Consider the following 24,595-nt stretch of genomic DNA (forward strand, 5'->3'; position numbering starts at 1 on the left):
TATACAGCTATAAGCATATAACTATATAAGGTTTGTCTCTGTTTAGCAATTATGCTATTTAGCTATGCTTTCGGGTTTAAAGATTAAATGTTCTTAATAGATAAAAGGATAAAACAAAAAGTGCCAGAAGGAGATTAGCTCCTTCCAGCACTTAAAGAATTATTTACTTACAGATAAACTTAACTGTACGGAGGGTCTTACCGTCCTTCTTGACATTCACAACGTAAACGCCCTGAGCACCAAGATGGAGACGTACAGACTCTGCACCATTAACAGAAACAGCCTTGCTTGCTACCATCTGACCATTGGTAGAGAATACCTGAACGAGGTAGTTACCTGGTGTCTCAACGTCGAAGAGGACATCACGATCGATAGCGTAAACCTTCATGTCAGCAGTCTCAGTGCCGTTGATACCTGTTGGATCAGCCTTCACCTTGATTACCTGGAAGGTACGAGTGTCAGAACCATGTGCGTTCTTCAATGTCAATGTAACCTCATAGTCACCTGCCTTAGCATACTTCAACTTAGCAGTACCAGCCTGATCAGTACCATTCTGTGAAACGATAGTAGCCTTCTTAGCTGTCCACTCTGCTGTAGTCTTCACCTGATAGTTACCAGATACGAATGGACTACCAGCATCGTAAGTTGGAGCATCTGGTACGAGACTTGCTACGCCCTCACCAGTACCTACCTTCAACTCACCGTGAGCCAACTTAGCAGTACCCACCTTGCTTGCGAAGTAGTTGTCAGAAGCAGCGTCAGACTCGAAGTCCCAATAAGCCTTCAAACCAGCCTCATTAGCATCGGTAGACATCATTGTGTGAGCAGCCTCTGCTGCAGTGAGCGCCTTGTTGAAGAACTTAACATCGTCAACAGTAGCGTTCATCGCTGCTGTGCTGTGACGACCAAGACTGATACCGAGAACATTATCAGCCCACCAACCATTGTTTGCGAATCTCTGAGAGTTCAGACCTTCACCATCAGTGCCATAGCTCCAGTTGTGTGCCTTAGCTTCCTTACCATTGATATAGAGCATAGGCTTGGTATCAGAACCATTACCATCCATAGCCAAAGTGAAGTGTGTCCAAGCACCTGGGATGAAGTCAACCTTCCAACGCTGCTTGTACTCTGGAGAGCCACCGCCGTTCTTAGCACGGAGTGTCAACTCATAGATACCAGTGTTAGGATCGTATGTAGACCACATTGTACCCCAGTTGTTCTGTGGCCAGCCTGTACCTGGGTCACGCATGTCGATAATCTGAGTGTTACCTGTAAAGCCATTGAACTTAACCCAGAATGCGAGTGTCCATGCCTGATTGTTACTTGTCAAGCCGAGCTCAGAAACCTTAACGCCTACTGGCTTCTCAAGGGTCTTGATACCTCTTGAACCAGAACCGTCAGCCTTCTTACCCTCGTACTTCATTGTTACCTCGCTGTTAGCAAGAACCTCGATAGAAGTCTCGCTGTTGTTAGCTGTGAGCTTGTTGATATGAGGAACAGCACCTACTGCATCAGAAGTAATCTGAATATAGTTAGCATATCTTACTTCCTTATTAACGCGTGCACCATTTTCATTAACTGCACCTGTAAGAACGAGATCGTAGAAGCCTGTCTGGCTCAAACCATTCTCAACCTTGATTTCATTAGCATTGTTGCTGCTTGCTACAGTTGCACCATTGTGCTCAATCTTCCAGTTACCAGCCTCGTGACGTGGGTCAACATAAGCGATAGTGAAAGCCTCGTTTGGCTTGATAACAGACTTGTCTGCCTTGATTTCGTCGCTATATTCGTAGCTATTGAAGATTTCGTGATCCTCGCCCCAAGCGATAGCACTCTCCTTCTTCATATCGAGAGATACTGCAGATACACCGAACTTCACCTTGCCCTGACCCTTGAGGTCTACAGGAACAGAATAGAACATACCTGCCCATGAGGTGGTTACACCCATGAGGATTGGGTCCTTACCCTCCTGCTTAGCCCAGAGCTTGAAGAGAGAAGTCTTCACGTCTGTGTTGTAGCAAGGCTCGCCCTGACCCTTAGTGTTAGGCATGTTGAAGATAATCTTAGCATCAACACCATTCTTTGCAGCGTGCAACAAGGTTGTCTTTACATCGATTGGCTGTGCTGGAGCATCGAAGCTACCACGAACGATTGAGAACTCACCGAGATAGAGATTCAAGTCGGCAGCATTCTCCATCTTGAGCGCAACGAGTGCAAGTGTCTTACCGTTCAAGTCGCCACCAACAGTGATAGTCTTCTCAACCCACTTATCCTCATCAGCCTCATCAGCAGTTGTCAATACTGGATAAGCCTTCTCAGCGTTTACATTATCTTCTGTAGCGAATACCAAAGAAGCATCAGCCTTACCACCCTTAACCTTATAACGGAAGGTGATAACGTCGCCTGTCTTCAAAGCATACTTTGTCTTGAAGAGGTGGAGATACTCCTTAGGAGTAGAACCATGTACACGAACAGTAGAACCACCCATGTAAGCATCATCCCATACGAACTCTGCATCAAGACCAGTTGCAGGAACATCAGCTGCAGTACGACCGAGCAACTTGCTTGCAAACCACCAACGCCATGTTGGCAAATAGTCCTGTACACCTACGTTAGCCCAAGGACGATCGTTCTTACGTACACCACCATAGTTGAAGAACTTACCGTTACCGAGGTTGAAGTAAGTAATCAATGGCTCCTGTGTCAAGTCCCAAGACATAGAACTACGTGCGGTCATCATCGCTGACATACCAGCAAAGTCTGTGTTATCAGCATTGTAGTTCAAGCTGTTATTGATTTGGAGAGAGTTAACCGGGTTACGTGAACCACTTGAGAACCAACGCTCTGTACGCAACATATAAGTGCGCTGCTGTGTCTCTGGGTCACTACCCTTCTCACCACGACTCTCGAAGAACATGTTCTGTGAGTGAGCACCCCAAAGACCGATAGAGATTGGATAATTCTTCAACAAAGTCCAACGTGAACCTGTACGTGGCTCACCACCCTGCATGTTGATACCAGCATAGATGTCTAATGGGTTACGCTCAATCTCTTCAGCCATCTCAACTGTATTCTGCAACAATGTTGATGAGTTCCAGTTATAGTTGAAGAAGAGGTTGGCAGCCTCGCTGCCTTTTGCACCAAATATGCTCTTGTTATATTCATTCAAACCATGGTCAAAAGAGATACGTCCCTTATCATTGGTACCATCATACCATATATTCTCATAGATTGGGTTGGTTGGTCTGATTGCTTTGTTAAGATCCACATGAAAATCTCTTAGTTTTCTTGTTATACGACCACCACCAAAATACTCTGAATACTCAGAGTTGTAGCCAAGACCATCATAACCAAAGTAATTCATGTAAGCAGCTGCCTTCTGCACATCTGTTGTAGCAAGTTGTTCTAAAGCACTACTCCACGCACCAGACAATCCACCATATGGAATACCAGCAACAGAAGATACAGGCACACCATTCTTATGTGCTGCGTCCAACAAAGCTGCAGGAATACGACCTAAACCACAGTTCCAGTCGCCCCAGTGTGTAACGTATGGCCACATTGAGAACACCTCAGAGTCGAAGACACCATCAGGGAGAGCGTTCTTACTTGGCACGTTCCATGGCAACCAAGCAAGGAGCTTCTTGTCGTTCGTATCTGTAAGGTCTGTACGAACCTGTGTTCCTTCGTAACGGAAACGCTGCTTTGGTTTTACACGAGAGATGAAGAAGTTATCATCATCATTGATTTTAGGGTTCGACTTTGACCAGCTCTGCAGTTTACCTGGGAACTGCTGAGACTCAAAGCCCCACTGAATGTAGTTGCTCTTAAGTTCCTGTGCCATCAAGGTTGATGGAATTAGGCAGCAACCAAAAAGAAGTAAATTAATTCTTCTCATAATTGATTTGGGTTTTAATGTTATTGAATAATTATAAATCTTATTACCGTTTAGATCTGCCTCCACTCGTTAGGAGAACAGACGTTGCCCGAGAACTGTATCCTTCGTTGGTACCGCTTAGTAGACTTTACCTGTCATTCGATAGCTTTATAGGTGTCAACTGTGCCTCACGTCTCTCATTTCCAATCGTCGTATTCATGCTTAGCACATCGTGTGCGAAGGCTTAACACCACTTGTGCGGATGCTCCGCACCATTAAAAAAGATGCTGAAGGAACATTCCACTGTTCATAAGACGAGGGTTGCACTACCCTAACAAAAGCCACGTTTTATCGGACATACTTATTATCAGAAAGCTTACCTACCAAACAAAACAAGGCTACCCGACTCGATAGAATCAAGTCAGATAACCTCATTTTATATCACCTATTACTTAATCGTAATCTTTTGTGTACGGATAACATTGTTGTTCTGCATCTTAACGAGGTAAACACCTGCTGGCAACTCATTTGTATTGAAAGACTTTGGATTAACCAAGCTCTTTACAGTCTGACCGTCAGTAGAGAATACCCATGCACGTTCAACATTCTCGAATACTACCTTACCGCCTGCAACAGTGAGCTGTGAAGCACCACCTACGTTAGCAGAGATGATATTAGTAGAACCACCCTCGAGCAACTCTGGCTCGTCAGCAACACCCTTATCATGGGTGTCAGCCTTAGCACCACGAGCAGCATTAGAACCAGTGATAGTCACCTTGAAGTCGATAGCGAAGCCCTTATTGAACTTACCAGTTGGTGTCAAACCGCCCTGGAACCATGCGTCACAGAAGACAAGGCGGAGACGGCTCTGACCTGGCTTAGCATCGTTAGGAATAGTAAACTCATATTCATTAAGCTGTTGTACTTGTGCAGGAACGCCCTTACGAACCTGACCAAAGAATACAACACACTCACCCTCGTTAGGATTCTCAGAGAGATTCTCTGGGTTGAACTGCTTGTCGCCATTGAAATCCATCCAAGCCTTACCCATACAATAGCGGAGGTCGTCATTGCTCTGGTCCTTGATCTGAGTTGCCTCATAGCCCTTAATCTTCACTTTCACTGTCGCACCCTGTGCTACTTCGAGCTCTTGACTCGTAGCATCAACATAGTTGGTCTCGTTTCCTGCAGGACCGTTAGCAGTATAGTCGATATTCTTTGTACCACCCTCTGTCTGGAACTTCTGAACATAACGAATCTTACGAGCTGTTTCTGCACCAGCAGCAGCATTGTCGAGTTCAACTGTTCCGTAGCCCTCTTCCTGTGCCTCTGGGAGTTCAGACTGCTGAGCGCGTGGCACAGCAATCCACAGTGTCTTTGAGTAGGTCTTAAGGTCAGTACTTACTGAGCGAACACCGATGAAAGGTTTGTCGTCAACACTTGTGAACTGGATGTTAGGAACGAGTGTAGCCCACTGTGATGTACGACCTACCTCAGACACCTTACCATTCTCACCGTTCTTATAGAGAATCTCGAAGTGGTCGATATTTGCCTCATCGTTATAAACGGTTGGATTCTGTCCTGGGTCCTTATCAATTCCCCATACCGCCTTAACAGAAAGAGAATTCTTTGTTTCCTCCTTCACCTGAACGGTCAAATCCTTCACGTTAGCTGGTGTTGCTGTCACGTCGTCGTTGAGTTCGAGTTTACCAACAAGTACATTATAGTCAGCATCTGAATCCTTCACACGCAGACCGATACGCTCAATCTTCTGACCAGCAGTGATATCATTCAACTCAACCTTCTTCTCTGTCCAGTTTGCGTTCTCGGTGTTACCCAAAGCATAAGCCTTCCAAGCACCATTCACACGTACGATGAGAGAAAGTTTTGAGTCGTTATTGCCTTCTTTGCCAGTCTTGATAGCTACCTTAGCAACTACCTTACCCTTAGAAGGAGTGAGGTTAGTCTTGAAGAGAACAACGTCTGTAGCAGTTGCATTGTTGACACCCTTCAAGCGAAGTGCTGCACCACCAGTGTAAGCATCCTCATTGGTGAATGAAGGCTGTACGTCTGTGCTGGCTACTTCAGTCTCTGGCTTAACAACCATCCAACGATAAGTAGGCACGACATCTTGGCTACTCATGTTATACCATGAGCCTGCAGTCTTCTTACCCTTATAGTTATAACGTTCGCCATTACCAGTGTTGAAGTGGGTAGCGAAAGGAAGGTTGCCTGAGATAGCTGTGCGCTCTGGAATCCAAGAAGCAAGACCTGCGAAACGTGCCAAAGGAGGTGTGGTACCCTGTGCCTCAACATTATTACCCCTATTGCTAATCTCTGGACGATACAAAGGATTACGATTACCACCAGAGAAAGCACGTTCAAGATACTCCTGATAGTTAGACATACGAGACATAGCGTCGCCACCAGTGTTATAACTCCAGAAACGACTCTCTGCATGCTCACCCCACAGACAAATACCACAACGCTTAGCATCTTGGTTGTTAAGACTATTCCATCGTCTGTCCATGCTTACAATCCATACACCAGCGTATAAACCATCGGCTGAGCCCATAGTGCGTTCTGCCTCTTTTACAGAACTGCCCATGTTCCAACTGAAGTCGCTGTTGTCGTAATTCAACATCACCTCACAGATACGATTGTCCTTATCTTGACCCCACATATATCTTGAGCTATATGATGTCAGACTTGAGCTCGTCGTATAATACATAATCTTGAAGTCGTTAAAACCTTCAGACTTCGCAATCTTATAGAGTTCCTTATGGAAGGCTATGTTATCTGCATCCTGATACTTGTTGGTGCTTTCCCAGTTATAGTTGATACCATCGAAACCGAGGAAGCGCATACAGTTGATGATAGGATGCGTATAGCGGAAGCTACCATCGCTATTACGAGTCATGATAAAGCTTGCCCAACTGTTAGCAGCTCCACCCGTTGTATGATCGAAGAACTTAATACCAGCGAAGATGCTTGTACCATTGCGGTGAGCAGCATCAGCCCATGAACCTGGTGCTTGGAAAAGTCCGTAGTTCCAGGCACCAAACAGGTTGGTATAGTTCCACATTGAGAAGTTATCGTTAGCAAATGTCTTTGAAGGATAGCCACCGAGGTTCTTTCCTGCACCACCAGGAATATTCATAAAGAGGTTACGATTCTCATATGTTCCTGGAATAAGACGGTCTACACGAGACTCAATAGCACGTTTCTTCACGTGAGAACGAATAAATTCTACTTCGTCTTTAATGCCCCATGCCTCTAAATCAGCGTCTGTTGGATATTTCTTTCCTTGGTCTATGAGCTGTGCAAAATGGTCTAACAAGGTCTGATCACTGAGCTTAGAAAGATCATAAACCTGGGTTGAAGAGGTAGAAGAATAGGTTTGTGCATGAGCTCCTACAGGTGACATCATCATCGCAGCTATAAGCCATGCATTAAGGGTAAATTTTTTATTCATATAATTTAGGTTTTGTTATTAGTGTTCGATAGATTTAGTTCCTGGCAGAGAGTAGGTTAAGACTCTCTGCCAGAATATTATCTCTGAATAACGAGACAATTAGAAGTTAGGAGTTAGTCTATCCCAGAAGAGGCGAGTTGCCATCTTGTCTGGACCGCCCAATGCTGGGATACCAGTGTTGTCAACATCTTGCTTTGTAGCAATGTCGCTTGTGCCAGGGAATGGCAGACGGCGCATGATATCACCAGGAACTAAACTACCATCAGCCTCATCGATGTTCAATACTGGCAACATACGTGGGAAACCTGTACGACGAAGGTCTACCCATGCTTCGAAACCATTAGGATAAGTAGCGAGATACTTCTGTGTGATTATCTTCTCCAACTTAGTTTCCTGAGAGTCACCATCGTTCCACTTTACACCAACATGAATAGGTGACGCAGCATCAGGAGTATCACCCGTAGGATCTTTATAAACGTAAGCAACAGGATTCTCTTGCTCCATGTACTGATGAATCCATGCGTCATACCAGTTCACATTCCCCTGACCATTAGGTCCTTCACCATCCATAGACTTCATTTCTGGGTCTTCACAGTTACCATGGAGAATACCTTCTTCATAGAAGTGTTGTGCTGTTCCTCCCATATTCCAACCACGAAGTGCACCTTCAGCACGTAAGAAGCATACCTCTGCATACTTCATGAGATAGAGTGGTGCAGCATTGAAGTATTGTTCATTCAACTTACTGAAAGCAATGTATTGATTCTCATCATAACCCTGACCTTCACCAGGATGTGTACCCGTGCGGATACCACAAATACGGCTTTCTGCAGGTGTTGTCTCACCAGTCTTATTGTTCTTGATAACGTTGTCATTCTTCTTGAAGAGATATTTCAACCAAGGATGATTGAAGGTCTTTAAGGTTATCTCCATTGTAGCACTCATTCGGCTATCACCCCAGTTCTCAACTCCTGGTAATGGATTACTGAATCCCATCACACCTGGACGTATAGAAACACTCTGTGCTTCATTCTCAATAACACCATCAGCAACAGCCTCTTCAGCCAATTTCTGTGCACGAACAGGGTCACTCTTAACCATGTGCATTGCAATACGTAGCTTTAGAGAGTTTGCGTAACGTGCCCACTCTTTCAATGTTCCATCAGCTGCACCACCATCGGACATTACTACAAAACGATCTACGAAAGCCTCTTTGATTTTCTGCTTGTACGCAGCTGGCTTTTGATCGAAGTAATGGAAACATGCGATAGCAGTGTCGAGGTTGGCAATAACATCATTATAAACATCCTCCACCTTATTATATGTATAAGGACCAACTTGCAAGTTTGTCTTCAACTCACGATATGGCATTGGACCATAAACATCAGCTACCTCAACAGCTTGCTGATTGAAGAGTGTAAGATAAGCAGCCTTCAACTCAGGAACAGCGTTTACCTTCTCGTTATTCAAGATAGGCACAAGACTTGTCTTCATCTCAGTGAATGAACCCCATGCACCACCATAACACTTTTGATCAATAGCGTAAGATGATGCCAAACGAATCTTTGAATACTGGAAGAAAGTATGTGGGACAACTGAATACTCAGCATAATTATCAACACCTAGAGAGTATTGATACTGATAAGCATGTGGACCTGGGTTCTCACCATTCTTACCACCACGCATAGAGAACTGTCCACCAACTCCTGCATCAAGCAAGTCTTGCATAGCATTCAAAGCTGCATCAGCCGCAGCTGCATCAGTAGCCTGACGGAAAGGAATGTTGTCTACATCGCCACGACTGGTCACTTTCTCAACATTCTTAGTAGTCGAATTAAACTCATCGCCTGGGTTATCATAGTCAAGACATGACTGCAAACCCAATGTTGGCAATGCCATCGCCATGAGTACAATTATATGTTTACTTTTCATTATTTTAATTCTTTAGATTGTTATTTAATAGATTTACTATATTGTGAGAGAGCTGGAGTAAAGGTATTGGAGACTCATGCAAAGGACATCACTCATTACATGAGGTTCTACACATGAGTATTGATTTTTAGTTCAAATCTCCTAATCCCTTTAACTCCTTTAACTCCTCAAAAACTAGAAGTTTGCCTTCAAAGAGAAACCGAATGAGCGTGATGATGGCATATTGAAGCTCTCAAATGCTCCGAGACCATTCTGTGTAGAAAGTGATACATCTGGGTCTGTTGGTGCATCCTTATAAAGGAAGAACAAGTTGCGAGCAATGAATGAGACTGTCAAATTACGATTCATACCAAAGACATCACGGAAGGTATAACCCAATGAAAGCTCACGGAGACGGAAGTTCGTACCGCTATACAAGTAGCGTGAAGGATTGCTTGAAGCTCCTAATGCCTGATAGTAAGCTTGAACAGGAACAATGCGACCACTACCATCATTCAATGCCATTCCTGGAACATTACCATAATCAGTAGCTACGATATTATTCTTCTCTGCTGCTAGACGTGCATCTGCTGTACGCTGTGAAGCACCAATATAATCAAGATAAGATTCTGTCAAAGAGAATACCTTACCACCAATACGACCATTGATAAGTACCGAGAGTTGGAAGTCTTTATAGTTGAAAGTATTGGTCCAACCCATCTGCCACTTAGAATTCATATTACCAAGATAACGATCATTTGAACCTGTCTTGTCAAATGTTGGCTCACCCTTAGCTGTCAAGACGATATGACCATCGGCATCACGCATGAAGTCTCCAGCGTAAATATCGCCAATAGAGCCACCCTTCTGGTAAACAACTTTAGCCTCACCTACTGTCTGCTGATATTTACGAGATGTTCCGTCCTTATCATATCCAGTCTCAAGAATCTCGTTATCATTAAATGAGAGGTTGTAAGAAGTGCGCCAACGAAGGTCTCTTCCAAACTTGAAATCGTAACCAATAGTGGTCTCAAAACCGGTATTACGAACCTTTGCTGAGTTCAACAACTCTGTATTACCACCAAGAGAACCCAACTCCATGTAGAGATGTCTTACCACCGTATTATAGAAGGTGAAGTCGAAACTCAAACGATTATTGAGGAATAATGACTCAATACCTGTCTCGAATGAACCTGTCTCCTCTGGTACTGGAGCAAAGTCAAGCAACTTGTTACCAGAAAGAGCACCTGTCTGGAGGTTACGACTCATTGCGCCATAAGCCTTATTTGGAATAGAGTTACCTACAGAAGAGTAAGAAACACGATATTTCAAGAAGTTAAACCAATCTGGTAACTTCACCAACTGACTTACGATAGCGTTGGCACCAACACCAAAGTAACCATAGTTATCGGTATCAATCTTGCCCAACTGCTTGAAGTAACGGAATGGACGATACCAGTCACGACGATAAGAAGCATCGAAATAAATGGTCTCTTTCCAACCTAATTGTGCTGTAAAGAGGTAAGAACGATCCCAGTTAGAACTCTTTGAAGTATTTGTCACGCCATAGCCACCTGCACTGGTCTCAAAGTAGTTGACCATTGTTGGGAGCTTACGCATAAGACGATCATAGTATGTTGCAACTGCATCTGTTCCCTTTGTTTCGCCCTTAATAGTATGACCAACAAAACCTGCTGTTGCAGAAACAGAGTAGTCTCCAAAGGTTTTGTTATATGATAAGAGGTAATCAGTGTAGAATTCTGTTGTCTTCTCATCTGAATCCCAGAGGCGACCATAGTCTTCCATAGATGCTGGAAGGAACGTGGTAGCATAACGTGTTGCGTGGTTTTTAAAGCGAAGTTGACTATAGTTAACACGTGCTTGGAATGTCAAACCATCATAGATATCAACATTTGCTTGCAATGTACCAAACAATCTACTCTCATTCTGCTGGCTATTCCCCATGTTCAACAACCAATATGGATTGTTATTAGGGTGTGATAGGAATGCCCATTCCTGCTGTGGACCAGTTAAGGTAGTACGCTGTCCTGCTGCCCAAGAGAAGTTTGAGCCATTCAACTTATAATATGAAGCTGGGTTTGACAACCACTTTCCTTCTGCATTCACGTAATGGTCACGATAATAATTCATATCTAGGTTCTGTGGTGCAGTGTATAGATGATACAATGGATTACCAACAGTACCACCACCAGGACGATTTCTTGTCTTCGTCTCTGTGTAGCTCATTGATGCATCAATATGTAGACGCTTAAAGAAGTTATAGGTCTGACGGAAGCTGATAGAGTTACGATTGTATGAGTTATTACGCATCATACCTGTTGCGTGGCTATTAGCAACTGACACATAGGTACGTGCCGTCTCTGTTCCACCTGATAGTGAGAGAGAGTTATTGGTGGTTACACCTGTACGGAAGAAATTGTCTACATCGTTTACTGTGCGATTACGCAAGTGTACATCATGACGGCGAGCCATGATAGCAGCGTCCAAAGCATCTGTTCCTATCTGCTCTGGTTCGTAACCTACCCAACGATCATCTAAAGGAGAACGAACGATGAGGTCGTTATCAGCACGATCTGCGACTTTACCTCCCCAGTTATTCAATGACAATGCACCTGTTGCTGGGTCGTATGTTGAACCATATGTCTTTTGAATCTTTGGTGTCAACAATGGACTATCGAAAGTAATGTTAGATGTAACATTGATATCCACCTTTCCTTCACGACCACGCTTCGTTGTAATCATAACAACACCATTGGCTGCACGCGAACCATATAGCGCAGCAGCATTAGCACCCTTGAGGACGTTGATCGATTCAATGTCATCTGGGTTGATCAATGATAATGGGTCAGAACCTTCGGACATACCTGTTGAACCGAAGCCTTCACCACTCATACCCTGCTGACCACGGATACCATTACTCATTGGCACACCATCAACAACGATCAATGGCGAACTATTACCAAGGATGGAACGGTTACCACGAAGTACAATCTTCGATGCACCACCAGCACCACCGGCACTTGGTGTAATCGTGATACCAGCTACCTTACCTTCAAGAGAGTTTGCGGCATTAGGATCTTGAACCTTCATAAGATCCTCAGCCTTTACTTGCTGGGTTGCATAAGTAAGTGATTTCTCCTTACGCATGATACCCATTGCGGTCACAACAACCTCATTCATGGTGTTGGTCTCTTCTTTCATTGAAACATCAATGGTAGACTTACCAGCCACAGGGATGGTTTGTGCAGTGTAACCAACATACGAGAACACTAGCTTTGCATTAGGTGTAGTGTTGAGAACAAAGTTACCATCAATGTCGGTAACAGTACCATTTGTACTTCCCTCAACCATTACAGTCGCACCAATAAGCGGCTCTCCTGTTGAGTCAACAACTTTACCCGTCACTTTGTGATTACCATTCTGCTGTACAGACTGCACAGAGGTTGCATGATTGCCACCAGGGTTAGCATAAACACTTGTCGCTGATAACGACAATGCGAACGCAAAAGCCGCTGAGAAATACAGGTGCTTTTGCTTTGATTCCTTAAAGATTTTCATCAGGTTTAGGTTTTTAAACATATTATTTTTATACCTTGTTTTAATTGTTCAGATGGAGGATACAAACACTTCTGTAAGACATCTGCAGTTGTGCTCGATGATATTACACCTTATTATATATATGGAATTGATAGGTTTCAAATTCTCATCTTATATTATAGGTACAACACTTTCCAATTTAGGTCTTGTTCGCATCAAGTCTTTCTCAGACTTGTTACCTCTTCTTGCATCCATCTATATTTATGTAGGAAACAGCATCTTCCCTTCATAATAATAGGCTGACTGTCAAAGAGATAATCATAACACCATATTGTTTAGATAGGTTTATTTAATCCTCACACGTACAAAATTAACAAAATAATAGTAATTACAACACATAATCTCAGCGCTTTTAAGCATTATAAGCATTTTTAACTATTCCGTAAGTAACAATGAGGTAAGATTAAAAGAAGGCTCCTCTCCCCTCCTTTCATTAAATGACTAAGGAAGTGGACAGACTTGAAAGGCATGAAACCATTTATTTATAAGCCTATGCTAGATATATAACAACACACAGAGAACACAGGGAAGTAGGAAGTAAAGCACCCAGCCACATACATGCCAACAATCCCTACCTCCTATCAACCTCATGTTTTTTTATATAAATTCTGTGAATTTATTGAAGAAGTAGAGATTATTGTTTAACTTTGCAGAGATAATTTATAGCATAAGCAAAGGGCGTATGTTACGACTAAGTATGAGCTGATTAAGATTCAAGACAAGCGAAGTCTTGAAATGAGGTAAATACTAGTTATAGGCATAACGACCTAAAAACATGTGTTTTATGAAGCGGATAACAAATCTTATTCTCCTATTAGCTGTATTGCTATGGGGGTGTCAATCAAAGAAAGCTGAGCAGCAAACGAATGTCGTTTACACGTCTACAACGCCATTAGTTTCTGATGTTAGTCTTCCGCAAAGTTATGTGGCTAACATCCAATCTAAGCGTAACATTGAGGTTCGTTCACAGCAAGAAGGAATCTTACAGCAAGTCTTTGTTAGTGAAGGACAGATGGTTCATGCTGGTCAGCCCTTGTTTCGTATTGCCATCGTGGGCGAAGATGAGGAGATTGAGAAAGCTCGTTCTGCACAAGAACAAGCTGAGATTGATTTGCAAAACACAAGTAAACTAACCGACAACAACATTATTTCCCCTAATGCAAAGCGCATGGCAAAAGCTAAGCTGCAGTCTGCCAGTGCAGATTATAAGCTAGCCGTATTGCATAAGAAGTTAGCTCTTATCCGTGCACCCTTTACTGGTGTCTTAGGGAGAATACCACAAAAGGTGGGTAGTTTCATTCAACAAGATGACCTATTGACAACGCTCTCTGACAACTCACAAATGCAAGTCTATTTCAACATCTCAGAGACTGACTACCTAGATTTTCAGCAACATCCCGACCTTTACACACAGTTACCTCTGAAGCTATTGTTGGCTAATGGCAGTACATTCCCAGCCCAAGGACATATCAAGGACATCTCTGGACAATTCGACAATGCCACTGGAACCATCTCAGTTCGCTCTCTCTTTGCTAATCCAAAGGGGCTTTTACGTAACGGACAGACAGGAACTGTACAACTACTCGTGCGTAAGAATCATGCAATGATTATCCCTCAAGAGGCTGTCTATGAGTTGCAAGACCGCAAATATGTCTTTGTTATTGATAAAAACAACGTTATTCACCAACGCCAAATACAAATTGCAGCGGAGGCAACAGGCATTTACGTCATTGCATCAGGGCTCAACGCCTCTGATCACTACCTGACAGATGGTATACAGAAGGTCAACGATGGCGATCGTGTTCGCACTCGTTTTGTTAATCCCCGACAAGCAATAAAGTCAAACGAAATCACTATTTAAGTAGATGTTTAAGATATTCATACGCCGTCCGGTTCTATCTATTGTGATAGCACTGGTCATTGCCTTTATTGGTATTCTTTGTCTTTTCAACCTACCTATCACGCAGTTTCCATCTATCTCACCGCCTAAGGTGAACGTAACTGCTGACTATCCGGGTGCTAACAATGAGTTGTTAGTAAAGTCAGTCATCATTCCTTTGGAGCAAGCCCTCAATGGTGTGCCTGGCATGAAGTATATTGAAAGTGATGCAGGTAACGATGGTGAGGCAGAATTGAACGTGGTATTCAAACTTGGAACCGACCCTAACGTTGATGCTGTCAACGTACAGAATCGTGTTTCTGCAGCCACTAACAAATTACCACCAGAGGTCATTCGAGAGGGTGTAAAGATCTCCCGTGAGGAGCCAAACATCCTTATGTACATCAATCTCTATAGTGATGATCCCAGTGTCAATCAAGACTTTCTATACAACTACTTCGATATCAACATCTCACCAGAGCTCTTGCGTGTAGATGGTGTGGGCGACCTTGATATCCTCGGAACCCGTAGCTATGCTATGCGCGTTTGGTTACATCCTGACAAGATGGTTGCTTACGGCTTATCAACGGATGATGTGAGCGATGCCTTGGAAGACCAGAATATAGAAGTATCACCTGGTAAACTCGGTGAGAGTGGAGGTACACGTCCACAGGTTAAGGAGTTTGTCTTGAAATATCCTGGGCGTTACACCACTGCCGAACAATATGGTAATATCATCGTCAAGAGTACTTCTGATGGACAAACTGTGCGCTTGAAGGATATTGCCGACATACATCTTGGTAGTGAGGTATATGATATTTATTCCACACTAAATGGTCGTCCTTCTGCCGCTGTGACGTTGAAACAGGCTTACGGAAGTAATGCCAGCAACGTTATCAAGCAAGTGAAACAAACCATGACACGCCTTCAGAAGGACATGCCAAAGGGTATGCATTATGAGATCAGTTACGATATTAGCCGTTTCCTTAACGCTAGTATCGAGAAGGTAATACACACTCTTTTCGAGGCATTCGTGCTTGTTGCCCTCGTAGTCTTCATCTTCCTTGGCGACTGGCGATCGGCAGTTATTCCTGTACTTGCCGTCCCTGTCTCTCTCTTGGGTAGCTTCATTGCGATGTTAGCATTCAACATCACACTCAACATGATATCCCTCTTTGCGTTGGTGATGGCTATTGGTATCGTCGTCGATGATGCGATAGTTGTGATTGAGGCAGTGAATGTTCAGATTGCACGAAACAAACTCTCACCAGTCGAAGCGACGGAGAAAGCAATGCAGGAGATATCTGGTGCCATCATTGCTATATCTCTTGTCATGGCTTCAGTGTTTATTCCTGTGGCTTTCATGGGCGGTCCTGAGGGTATGTTCTATCGTCAGTTCTCTATCACGATGGCTTCAAGTATCCTCTTCTCTGGGTTTGTTGCCCTCACACTAACGCCTGCTCTTTGTGCGTTGATATTGACGAAAGAACAGGAACATAATGTCAAACTCGGACCTATCGGACGACTCTTAAAGAAGTTCAATACCACTTTCGATGCTGGTAGCAAACGATATGCTAGCTTACTGCAACACACTGTTAAGCATAAAGCCTTTACACTTCTTGCCATCTTAGTGTTCTGTGGGCTTGCCTATTGGGTGAACCTTGGTCTACCTTCAGGATTCATCCCGCAAGAGGATCAAGGTATGATTTATGCCGTCATCGAGACGCCTCCAGGCTCAACCATAGAGCGCACGAACGAGGTTGCTCACCAACTCCTTGCCATTGCCGAGAAGGAGGATGGCATTGAGAGTGTATCTTCTTTGGCTGGTTTTGAGATCCTTTCAGAGGGTACAAGTGCCAACTCTGGTAGCTGTCTAATCAATCTCAAAGACTGGAAACACCGCAAGCGTACAGCCAAAGAGATTATCGAAGACCTTGAACAAAAGTGTAAGGTCATCACGACGGCGAACATTGATTTCTTCGAACCACCATCGATTCCAGGTTATGGAGCAGCCAGTGGATTCGAGTTGCGATTATTAGATAAGACTGGTAATAACGATTATCACCAGATGGAGAAGGTTAGTAAAGACTTCGTAAAGGAGCTTAATAAACGTCCAGAAATAGGCAACGCCTTTACGTTCTATTCGGCCAGCTTCCCTCAATACATGCTCAACGTCAATGATGCAATGGCGTTACAAAAGGGTGTAGAACCCGGTAAGGCGCTCAATAACTTATCGATATTGGTGGGCTCAGACTATCAAACGGGATTCATCGAATTTGGCAAGCCTTACAAGGTAATTGTGCAAGCCGCACCACAGTATAGGGCGTTCCCAGAGGACTTACTCCATCTCTATGCAAAGAATGATGAGGGCAACATGGTGCCTTATTCAGACTTTATGACGTTGCAGAAGGTGTATGGTATGAGTGAGATTACACGTCATAACCTTTACAACTCATCAGAGGTAACAGGTGCACCAGCACCCGGTTATTCCAGTGGACAGGCTTTGAACGCTATTAGTGAAGTAGCAGAAAAGTCCTTACCAAAGGGTTATGACTATGATTGGGCTGGTATTTCAAAGGATGAAGTGGACCAGGGTAACACCGCAGTCATCATCTTCATCGTCTGTCTTGTCTTCGTTTACCTCATCTTGGCAGCGCAGTATGAGAACTTCCTATTGCCTCTTCCGGTCATTATCTTCCTACCCGTTGGTGTCTTCGGAGCCTTCCTCTTCCTGAAACTATGCGGCTTGGAAAATAACATCTATGCGCAGATTGCCCTTGTCATGCTTATCGGTCTATTGGGTAAGAACGCTGTGTTAATGGTTGAATATGCCGTACAACGAAAGAATCTCGGACAGCCTATTCTGCATGCAGCAATCGAAGGTGCGGTAGCGAGATTCCGCCCTATTCTGATGACAAGTATCGCTTTCATCGCTGGTTTGATCCCACTCGTCTTTGCTTCGGGAGCTGGTGCTATTGGTAACAAAACCATTGGTACTGCCGCAGTGGGCGGTATGTTAATTGGTACGTTATTTGGTCTTTTGCTCATCCCAGGGCTTTACAATATCTTTGCATCTATGGCGGACAAGATCGTTCACTACCAGAAAGACAAGCCATTAAGCGAAGAGAAGGACAAACGTTACCACAAGGAAGAATCTAAAGAGGAATCAGAATGATGAAAAAGAACCATAGACAATTACACATTATATATAATATAGCAGCCCTGCTGGGGCTGTTATCTCTCGCAGCATGTAAGACTCCGCAAGCGACCTTACCGAAGGACACCATCAAAGCAAGCCTCCCTGTTGCAACAAGTGACACAGTGAGTGCCATCCCTGTTTGGCGTGATTTCTTCCAGGATGAGACGCTCCGTGCACTCATCGACACGGCTTTGAACAATAATCAAGACCTAAAGATAACCTTGCAGGAGATGGCTATTGCGAAGAGTAATATCCTAGCCAAACGTGGGCAGATGTTGCCTTCCATCACGGCAAACATGTCTGTTGGTGCATCGAAGGTGGGACGTTATACGGCTGACGGAGCCGGTAACGTGGGTACGCAAATCACGCCTGGTCATAACATCCCAACCGTCACACCAGATATAGCACCTAGTTTGCAACTCAACTGGACGATTGACCTTTGGAATCAACTCAATAGTGATAAGCGTGCAGCAGTCGAACGTTACCTTGCTTCGGAGGATGGTCAACGCACGCTAAAGAGCCAGTTGGTGGCTGATGTAGCAGAGAATTACTACTCGTTATTGGCGTTAGATAATAAGCTGGATATCATGTTGCAATACATTAAGTTACAACAGAAAGCGGTGCAGATAGCCCGTGTTCAGAAGGAAGCAGACGCTGATACGCAATTAGCAGTGGAGAAGTTTGAGGCCGAGCTAGCGAAGGCGTCAGCTGAAGAATACGAACTCCGACAGGCTATCACAGAGACGGAAAACAACTTGAATATGCTACTTGGACGTTATCCAACGCCTATTCTCCGCAACAAAGAGAACCTGATGAATAAGCAGGTACCTACGTCCTTGCAGACTATTCCTACGAGTCTCTTACTCAAACGACCTGATGTTGTACAGGCAGAGCACCAACTTGAGGCTGCAAAATGGGATGTTGACGTAGCCCGCAAGGCTTTCCTTCCTTCACTGAACGTGTCGGCTTCGCTTGGTTTAGATGCTTTCAACCCTAAGTATCTATTGCATTTACCGAAGTCATTAGCCTTTGGTGTCATCGGTGGACTGGCTGCTCCTATCATCAACAAGAAGGCTATTCAGGCGAATTTCGATCAAGCAAATGCCTTGCAACTAGAGGCTCTTTACAATTATGATAAGGTGTTGCTATCGGCTTATAGTGATATGACTACCTTGCAGGCAAAGGCTCATAACCTTGCACAATATCAAGCATTAAAGGTGAAACAGGCGGATGCTCTATCGAAGGCGGTCATCGCTGCCCAACAACTCTACACCTATAACCGCGCAACCTACCTAGAGGTTCTCGATAGCGAACGCGAACAACTCGATTGCCAAGTGGACCTTGTTGACACGCAGTTACGCCAACTCTCTACACTAATCGACCTATATAGAGGTTACTTCTAAAGGCTCAACTCATAGCTAACTACAGGCTCAACGCCTGTCTATCTACAGCCCCAACGGTAGCCATCTACAGCCTCTCCCCCGCCCCCTCTCCGAATGGAGAGGGGAGTGAAGACTGTTGTTTGCAAATAAAGGGGGCGTTTCTTCGATGCAAGGAAAGCCTCTCTTCGATAGGAAGAAACGCCTTTCTCGATTGGAGAAAGGCGTTTCCTTAATTCTACTAAAAGCCTTTCTTTAATTCAAAATGCAAAGTTCACAATTCAAAATTGTGATTAGTTCTGTTGTTGAAAGGCATTAATAAATTCTTTGCTGGAACATTTTTAACACGGAATACACGGATGGCACAGAAACTAAAAGCGACACAGAGTTCCTAAAGGAACATGGGAATACACAGAAGCTGCCGCCCATTTTTATTCAACTAAAAGCCTCCCCAAACTCCTCCGAAGGAGGGGATGTATTCCCCAGAAGCTCTTCTTTAATTCAAAAACACAATTATCTCTATTCCCACTAACCACCCTCTCTCATCCTACTAATAGTATTCACGCCCCTCTCCATTCGGAGAGGGGGCGGGGGAGAGGCTGTAGAAGGGTTGGTGGGAGGCTGTTTTTCCGTCCTTACTTACCGATACAGAAGTGCTTAAAGATATTCCCCAACACCTCATTCGGAGTAATTTGTCCACCCGTGATATCGGCTAGTTCGTCGAGACAAATGCGGAGATCCTCACTGATAAGGTCGCCTGAAAGACTCATAGAGAGGGCGTCTATCACTCGAAGAATCGACTCGTCGGCACGAGTGAGTGCTTCGTAATGGCGAACGGAAGTGATAATTACACTGTTCTCATTGATCTCTGGGATATTAGCAGAGGCGTAGATCAGTTGTTCCAGTTGGTCGATATTACGCTTATACTTGGCAGATAGACTAACTATCTGGCAGTGGCTATCGCCTACCGAAAGCTCTTCCGCAGTCGTCTCGTCCACTTTGTTGCGCACAAGGATAAGGCTCTTTCCCTCACAACGAGCCTGCATCTCAGATAGTTCCGATAGACTAGGAGTAGCATCAACCACCCACAAGATGATACGAGCCTCAGCCAGTTTCTTATACGATCGTTCGATTCCGAGTTGCTCAACCTGGTCGTCCGTGTTACGCAAACCAGCTGTGTCAATAAAGCGGAAGGTAATCCCCTGTATCTCTGTTGTGTCCTCAATGACATCGCGGGTAGTACCATGAATATTTGAAACAATCGCTTTCTCCTCATGTAACAAGCAATTCAAGAGCGTTGATTTACCCACGTTTGTCTTGCCAATGATGGCTACTGGCACCCCACGCTTCAGTGCGTTACCTGTTTCAAACGACCTGATAAGCACCGAGATACGCTCGTGTATTGTTTCAGCCAACGCCTTCAACTCCCCTCTATCAGCAAACTCTAGCTCCTCATGATCGGAGAAGTCGAGTTCTAACTCAAGTAGGGACGTCATCTTCAAGAGCTGGTCTCGTAGCTTGGAAAGCTCCGAACTGAAGTGACCCTTCAGTTGGCTCAATGCCACTTGATGTGATGCTCTGTTCGTCGCAGCAATCAGGTCGGCAACAGCCTCAGCCTGACTCAAGTCCATCTTACCATTCAGATACGCCCGTTGGGTGTACTCTCCTGGTCGAGCCTGTCGACATCCAGCATCAATGAGAGCCTTTACCACTTGATTAAGAACGTATGCCGAACCATGACACGAGATCTCCGTACTATCCTCACCAGTATAACTATGTGGTGCACGGAACACACTCACAAGGACATCGTCAATCTCTTTTCCGTCCTTACCAACGATCTCACCATAGTGTAACGTGTTCCCTTTGGCTTCGTGGAGCAGCTTCTTCCCCACCCCACGAAAGACCTTCTCCGTCAGTTCTATTGCTTTCGAGCCACTCACACGCACCACTCCAATGGCTCCACCAGGCTGCGTTGCAAGTGCTGTTATCGTATCTGTTGATATTGAAGAAATCGTGTCTAATATCATAAAATCATATTTTAATATCCAGTAGCAGGGGTACATTACACGAGCCCTCCACCTCTTGAAGAGGATAACAATCTACTACCTTTCCCATTAATTGCTTACTTGTAAGGAACAAGTCAATCCTATATCCTTCCTTATTTATCCTGTACTCCCCTCCGAAAGGGTAATATGTGAAACCCTCCTGTTGCTTATCAGGGTGCAAATATCTATACACGTCCACCAAAGTCTCCGCCTGCATAAAATGCTCGAAATCGATATGCTCTTGTCTTGTAAAGCATGCTGCCGACTTGACAGACACGTTATCAAAGGCATCAATATCCCGTTGGACGATATTAAAATCACCACAGATAATACAAGGCTTATGGGCTTGTAACTGATGAATAATGTGTTGGAAAGATTCAAACCAATCGTGCCGATACATTCGTGTCGACTGCTCCTTACCAGCATAAGGCACATATACACCAACGACATACACGCTTTCCAGTTCTGCAACTATTATGTGTTCCCGTTTATAAACACCTTTAAGACTATCGTTCAAAGTGTTTCCCTGCTTCAAGGATTTGGTGAATAACGCCGTACCAAGGTGTGCTGCATCATCTGCCTCATTCCATATTTGATGATAACCAACGATATTGAAGCATGCATCTATCGTCTTTATCTTGGTTTCCTGTAGGCAAACTATGTCTGGTTCCCAGCTTTCCAACATTGAAAGAAAGGCTGAAAATGCCGACCGAATACCAAATATATTCCAAGAGATAATGCGCATTAAGGGAATTGCCTTATCTTTTCTTCATCTAATAACACCCATTGCTTCACATTATTATATACGCTCAAGGACAAGAGTAATCAGTCCGTCGATGGTATTCTTATAGTTTGCATTCGCCTCCTTAGCCAATCGGTTGGCAATAACCATGCAACAGGTGACAGCCTTATGACCCATGAGTGTTGCCAAACCAGCCAACGCTGACGACTCCATCTCAAAGTTCGTCACACGCATACCATCGTATTCAAACTTCTGAATCTTCGTATTTAGCATTGGATCTTGCAGTGGTAAGCGCAATTCGCGACCCTGCGGACCAAAGAAGCCACCGCAAGCAATGGTTACACCTCGCACCATATCGTCGCCCGCAATACGCTCAAGTAACTCGTTATCAGCGCATGCCACGTAAGGATTACCCATCTGCATATCCCATTGCACCTGCTCTTTAAACGCTTGTTCAAAGGCTAAGTCGCTTGCTTGATTGCGCCCTGCATAGAAGTTCAGAAGCCCATCAAAGCCAATACTCTTGGCTGATGCGATGTAAGTACCTACTGGTGTGTTAGGCTGCAAACCACCACATGTACCAATGCGAACCAATGATAACTGTCTTAACTGTTCGTTTTCATAACGTGTCTGAAAGTCGATATTTACCAAAGCATCAAGTTCGTTAAGAACGATGTCAATGTTATCACAACCAATACCCGTGCTCACTACCGTTATACGCTTACGATGGTAAGTACCCGTAATAGCTCTAAATTCACGATTAGAAACCTCACACTCAATGTCTTCAAAGTGTGATGCCACGAGTGCCACACGCCCTGGATCGCCCACAAGTATCACTTTCTCTGCAAGATCTTTAGGCTTTAAATGTAGATGGAAAACACTTCCATCACTATTGATAATCAGCTCTGAGGGGGCAAAATACTTCTTCTCCATATCAAAAGGTGTTTTGGTAAAAATATTGACTACTGTTTGTTAACTGACAAAGATACGTATAAAAGTGGAAAGAAACAAGTTTTTTCATATAGAAAGCGTATGTTTCTTTCATTCAAAGGTAAGCTACAACAAGGCTAGGAGTGATGTTTATCACAGCGATTCACGCATGATTATAAGTTTTTGTAACGATTTATAAGATAGCCCAGAGGCTGCAACAAGAACATCGGGAGAGGCTCACAAGAGACCTCAAAGCAATCACTTAAAACCGAGCAGCCCCACAGGTGAAAAGGACGAGACGCCCTTCTTGCAGGAAAGAGAGCCTCCCTTCACTGCAAGGAGAGGCTCTCTTGCTAACGACGAAACGCCCTTCTCTATAACGCATAACGCCTCGATGGGAGCATAAAATTATGCAAATTATACTAACGTAAGCAATGATTCTAATAAAAAATATCTATCTTTGCAGAAATAATAACCAATTAATGGTATAATACATGGAGTTTTCTGCAAAACAGATAGCGCAATTCATACAAGGACGTGTTGATGGTGACGAGAATAAAACCATCCATACTTTCGCCAAGATAGAGGATGGAAAAGAGGGTGCAATCTCTTTTCTTGCCAATCCGAAATACACACATTATTTATATGAGACGGCTTCGTCAATCGTTCTCGTTGATGAGGACATCCAGTTGGAGAAGCCCGTTAAAGCCACATTGATACGTGTTAAGAATGCACGTGATTGTGTTGCGAAGTTGTTGCAGTTATATGAGAGCATGAAACCTAAGCGTCAGGGCATTGACAGCTTGGCTTTTGTTTCGCCCAAAGCAACCATCGGTAAGGATGTTTATATTGGTGCCTTTGCATACGTAGGGGACGGTGTGATGGTCGGAGATGGCTGTCAGATTTATCCTCATGCAACGATAATGGAAGGTGTAGAGATGGGTAAGAACTGTATTATCTATCCTAATGCTAGCATTTACCAAGGCTGTAAGTTGGGCGATAGAGTTATCCTCCATTCTGGCGCAGTGGTGGGTGCTGATGGTTTCGGGTTCGCTCCTAACGCAGAAACAAATAGTTATGACAAGATACCACAGATAGGTATTGTGACCTTAGAGGACGATGTTGAGATTGGAGCAAACACTTGTGTGGATCGCTCAACGATGGGTAGCACCTATGTTCGTAAGGGTGTTAAACTAGATAACCTCGTGCAGATTGCACACAACACAGACATTGGCGAGAACACAGTCATGTCTGCCCAAGTGGGTATCGCAGGCTCTACAAAGGTGGGTCAGTGGTGCATGTTCGGTGGACAAGTGGGCATTGCAGGGCATATAGAGATAGGTGATAAGGTTTTCCTAGGCGCACAGTCAGGTGCACCTGGAAGTTTGAAGGCTAACCAACAACTGATTGGTACACCTCCAATGGAGCAACGCTCTTACTTTAAGTCGCAAGCCATCTTCCGCAGACTGCCTGAGATGTACAAGCAACTAAGCGACTTGCAGAAAGAAATAGACCAATTGAAAAAGAACAGATAACATTC

11 protein-coding genes are annotated in these 24,595 nt (G+C 44.2%); 4 read left to right on the top strand and 7 right to left on the bottom strand.

The window, feature by feature from the left end; translation table 11 throughout:
* Positions 1–163: 163 nt before the first annotated feature.
* From O3603_RS04710 to O3603_RS04725, 4 genes are all read right to left on the bottom strand, one after another.
* Positions 164–3,898, bottom strand: a complete 3,735-nt coding sequence (locus O3603_RS04710) for a LamG-like jellyroll fold domain-containing protein (protein WP_371521071.1) — start codon at positions 3,896–3,898, stop codon at positions 164–166.
* A 427-nt stretch (positions 3,899–4,325) separates the two neighbouring features.
* Complete coding sequence (locus O3603_RS04715) at positions 4,326–7,352, bottom strand: GEVED domain-containing protein (protein WP_371521074.1); 3,027 nt, start codon at positions 7,350–7,352, stop codon at positions 4,326–4,328.
* A gap of 99 nt (positions 7,353–7,451) precedes the next feature.
* Complete coding sequence (locus O3603_RS04720; RefSeq protein ID WP_311453700.1) at positions 7,452–9,284, bottom strand: SusD/RagB family nutrient-binding outer membrane lipoprotein; 1,833 nt, start codon at positions 9,282–9,284, stop codon at positions 7,452–7,454.
* Positions 9,285–9,458: 174 nt separating this feature from the next.
* Positions 9,459–12,842 carry a SusC/RagA family TonB-linked outer membrane protein gene (locus O3603_RS04725; RefSeq protein ID WP_371521077.1) on the bottom strand — a complete coding sequence of 1,128 codons (3,384 nt, stop codon included), beginning with the start codon at positions 12,840–12,842 and terminating at the stop codon, positions 9,459–9,461.
* 823 nt (positions 12,843–13,665) lie between these two features.
* On the opposite strand from O3603_RS04725, the gene O3603_RS04730 reads away from it, so the two are divergent.
* Genes O3603_RS04730 through O3603_RS04740 form a run of 3 tightly spaced genes read left to right on the top strand, consistent with a single transcriptional unit; the run spans position 13,666 to position 19,362 of the window.
* Positions 13,666–14,742, top strand: a complete 1,077-nt coding sequence (locus O3603_RS04730; protein WP_009435916.1) for an efflux RND transporter periplasmic adaptor subunit — start codon at positions 13,666–13,668, stop codon at positions 14,740–14,742.
* A gap of 4 nt (positions 14,743–14,746) precedes the next feature.
* Positions 14,747–17,935, top strand: a complete 3,189-nt coding sequence (locus O3603_RS04735) for an efflux RND transporter permease subunit (protein WP_315440798.1) — start codon at positions 14,747–14,749, stop codon at positions 17,933–17,935.
* Positions 17,932–19,362: a TolC family protein gene (locus O3603_RS04740; protein ID WP_371521080.1), complete on the top strand. Its 1,431-nt coding sequence runs from the start codon at positions 17,932–17,934 to the stop codon at positions 19,360–19,362. The genes O3603_RS04735 and O3603_RS04740 overlap by 4 nt, the downstream gene beginning before the upstream one ends.
* Positions 19,363–19,973: 611 nt before the next feature.
* On the opposite strand, the gene mnmE is transcribed toward O3603_RS04740, so the two are convergent.
* Genes mnmE through O3603_RS04755 form a run of 3 tightly spaced genes read right to left on the bottom strand, consistent with a single transcriptional unit; the run spans position 19,974 to position 23,058 of the window.
* On the bottom strand, positions 19,974–21,365 hold the full coding sequence (mnmE, locus tag O3603_RS04745) for a tRNA uridine-5-carboxymethylaminomethyl(34) synthesis GTPase MnmE (RefSeq protein WP_371521082.1): 1,392 nt from the start codon (positions 21,363–21,365) through the stop codon (positions 19,974–19,976).
* Between the two features lie 4 nt (positions 21,366–21,369).
* The gene (locus O3603_RS04750) at positions 21,370–22,128 is read right to left on the bottom strand and encodes an exodeoxyribonuclease III (RefSeq protein ID WP_371521085.1); all 759 of its coding nucleotides are present in this window, start codon (positions 22,126–22,128) and stop codon (positions 21,370–21,372) included.
* 54 nt (positions 22,129–22,182) lie between these two features.
* Complete coding sequence (locus tag O3603_RS04755; RefSeq protein WP_155715829.1) at positions 22,183–23,058, bottom strand: nucleoside phosphorylase; 876 nt, start codon at positions 23,056–23,058, stop codon at positions 22,183–22,185.
* Positions 23,059–23,549: 491 nt separating this feature from the next.
* Between O3603_RS04755 and lpxD the strand changes: the two genes are divergently transcribed.
* On the top strand, positions 23,550–24,590 hold the full coding sequence (gene lpxD / locus O3603_RS04760) for a UDP-3-O-(3-hydroxymyristoyl)glucosamine N-acyltransferase (RefSeq protein WP_371521088.1): 1,041 nt from the start codon (positions 23,550–23,552) through the stop codon (positions 24,588–24,590).
* The last annotated feature ends 5 nt before the right edge of the window (positions 24,591–24,595 follow it).

Source organism: Prevotella sp. 20925_1_30, from assembly GCF_041433025.1.
GTDB classification, from domain to species: domain Bacteria; phylum Bacteroidota; class Bacteroidia; order Bacteroidales; family Bacteroidaceae; genus Prevotella; species Prevotella vespertina.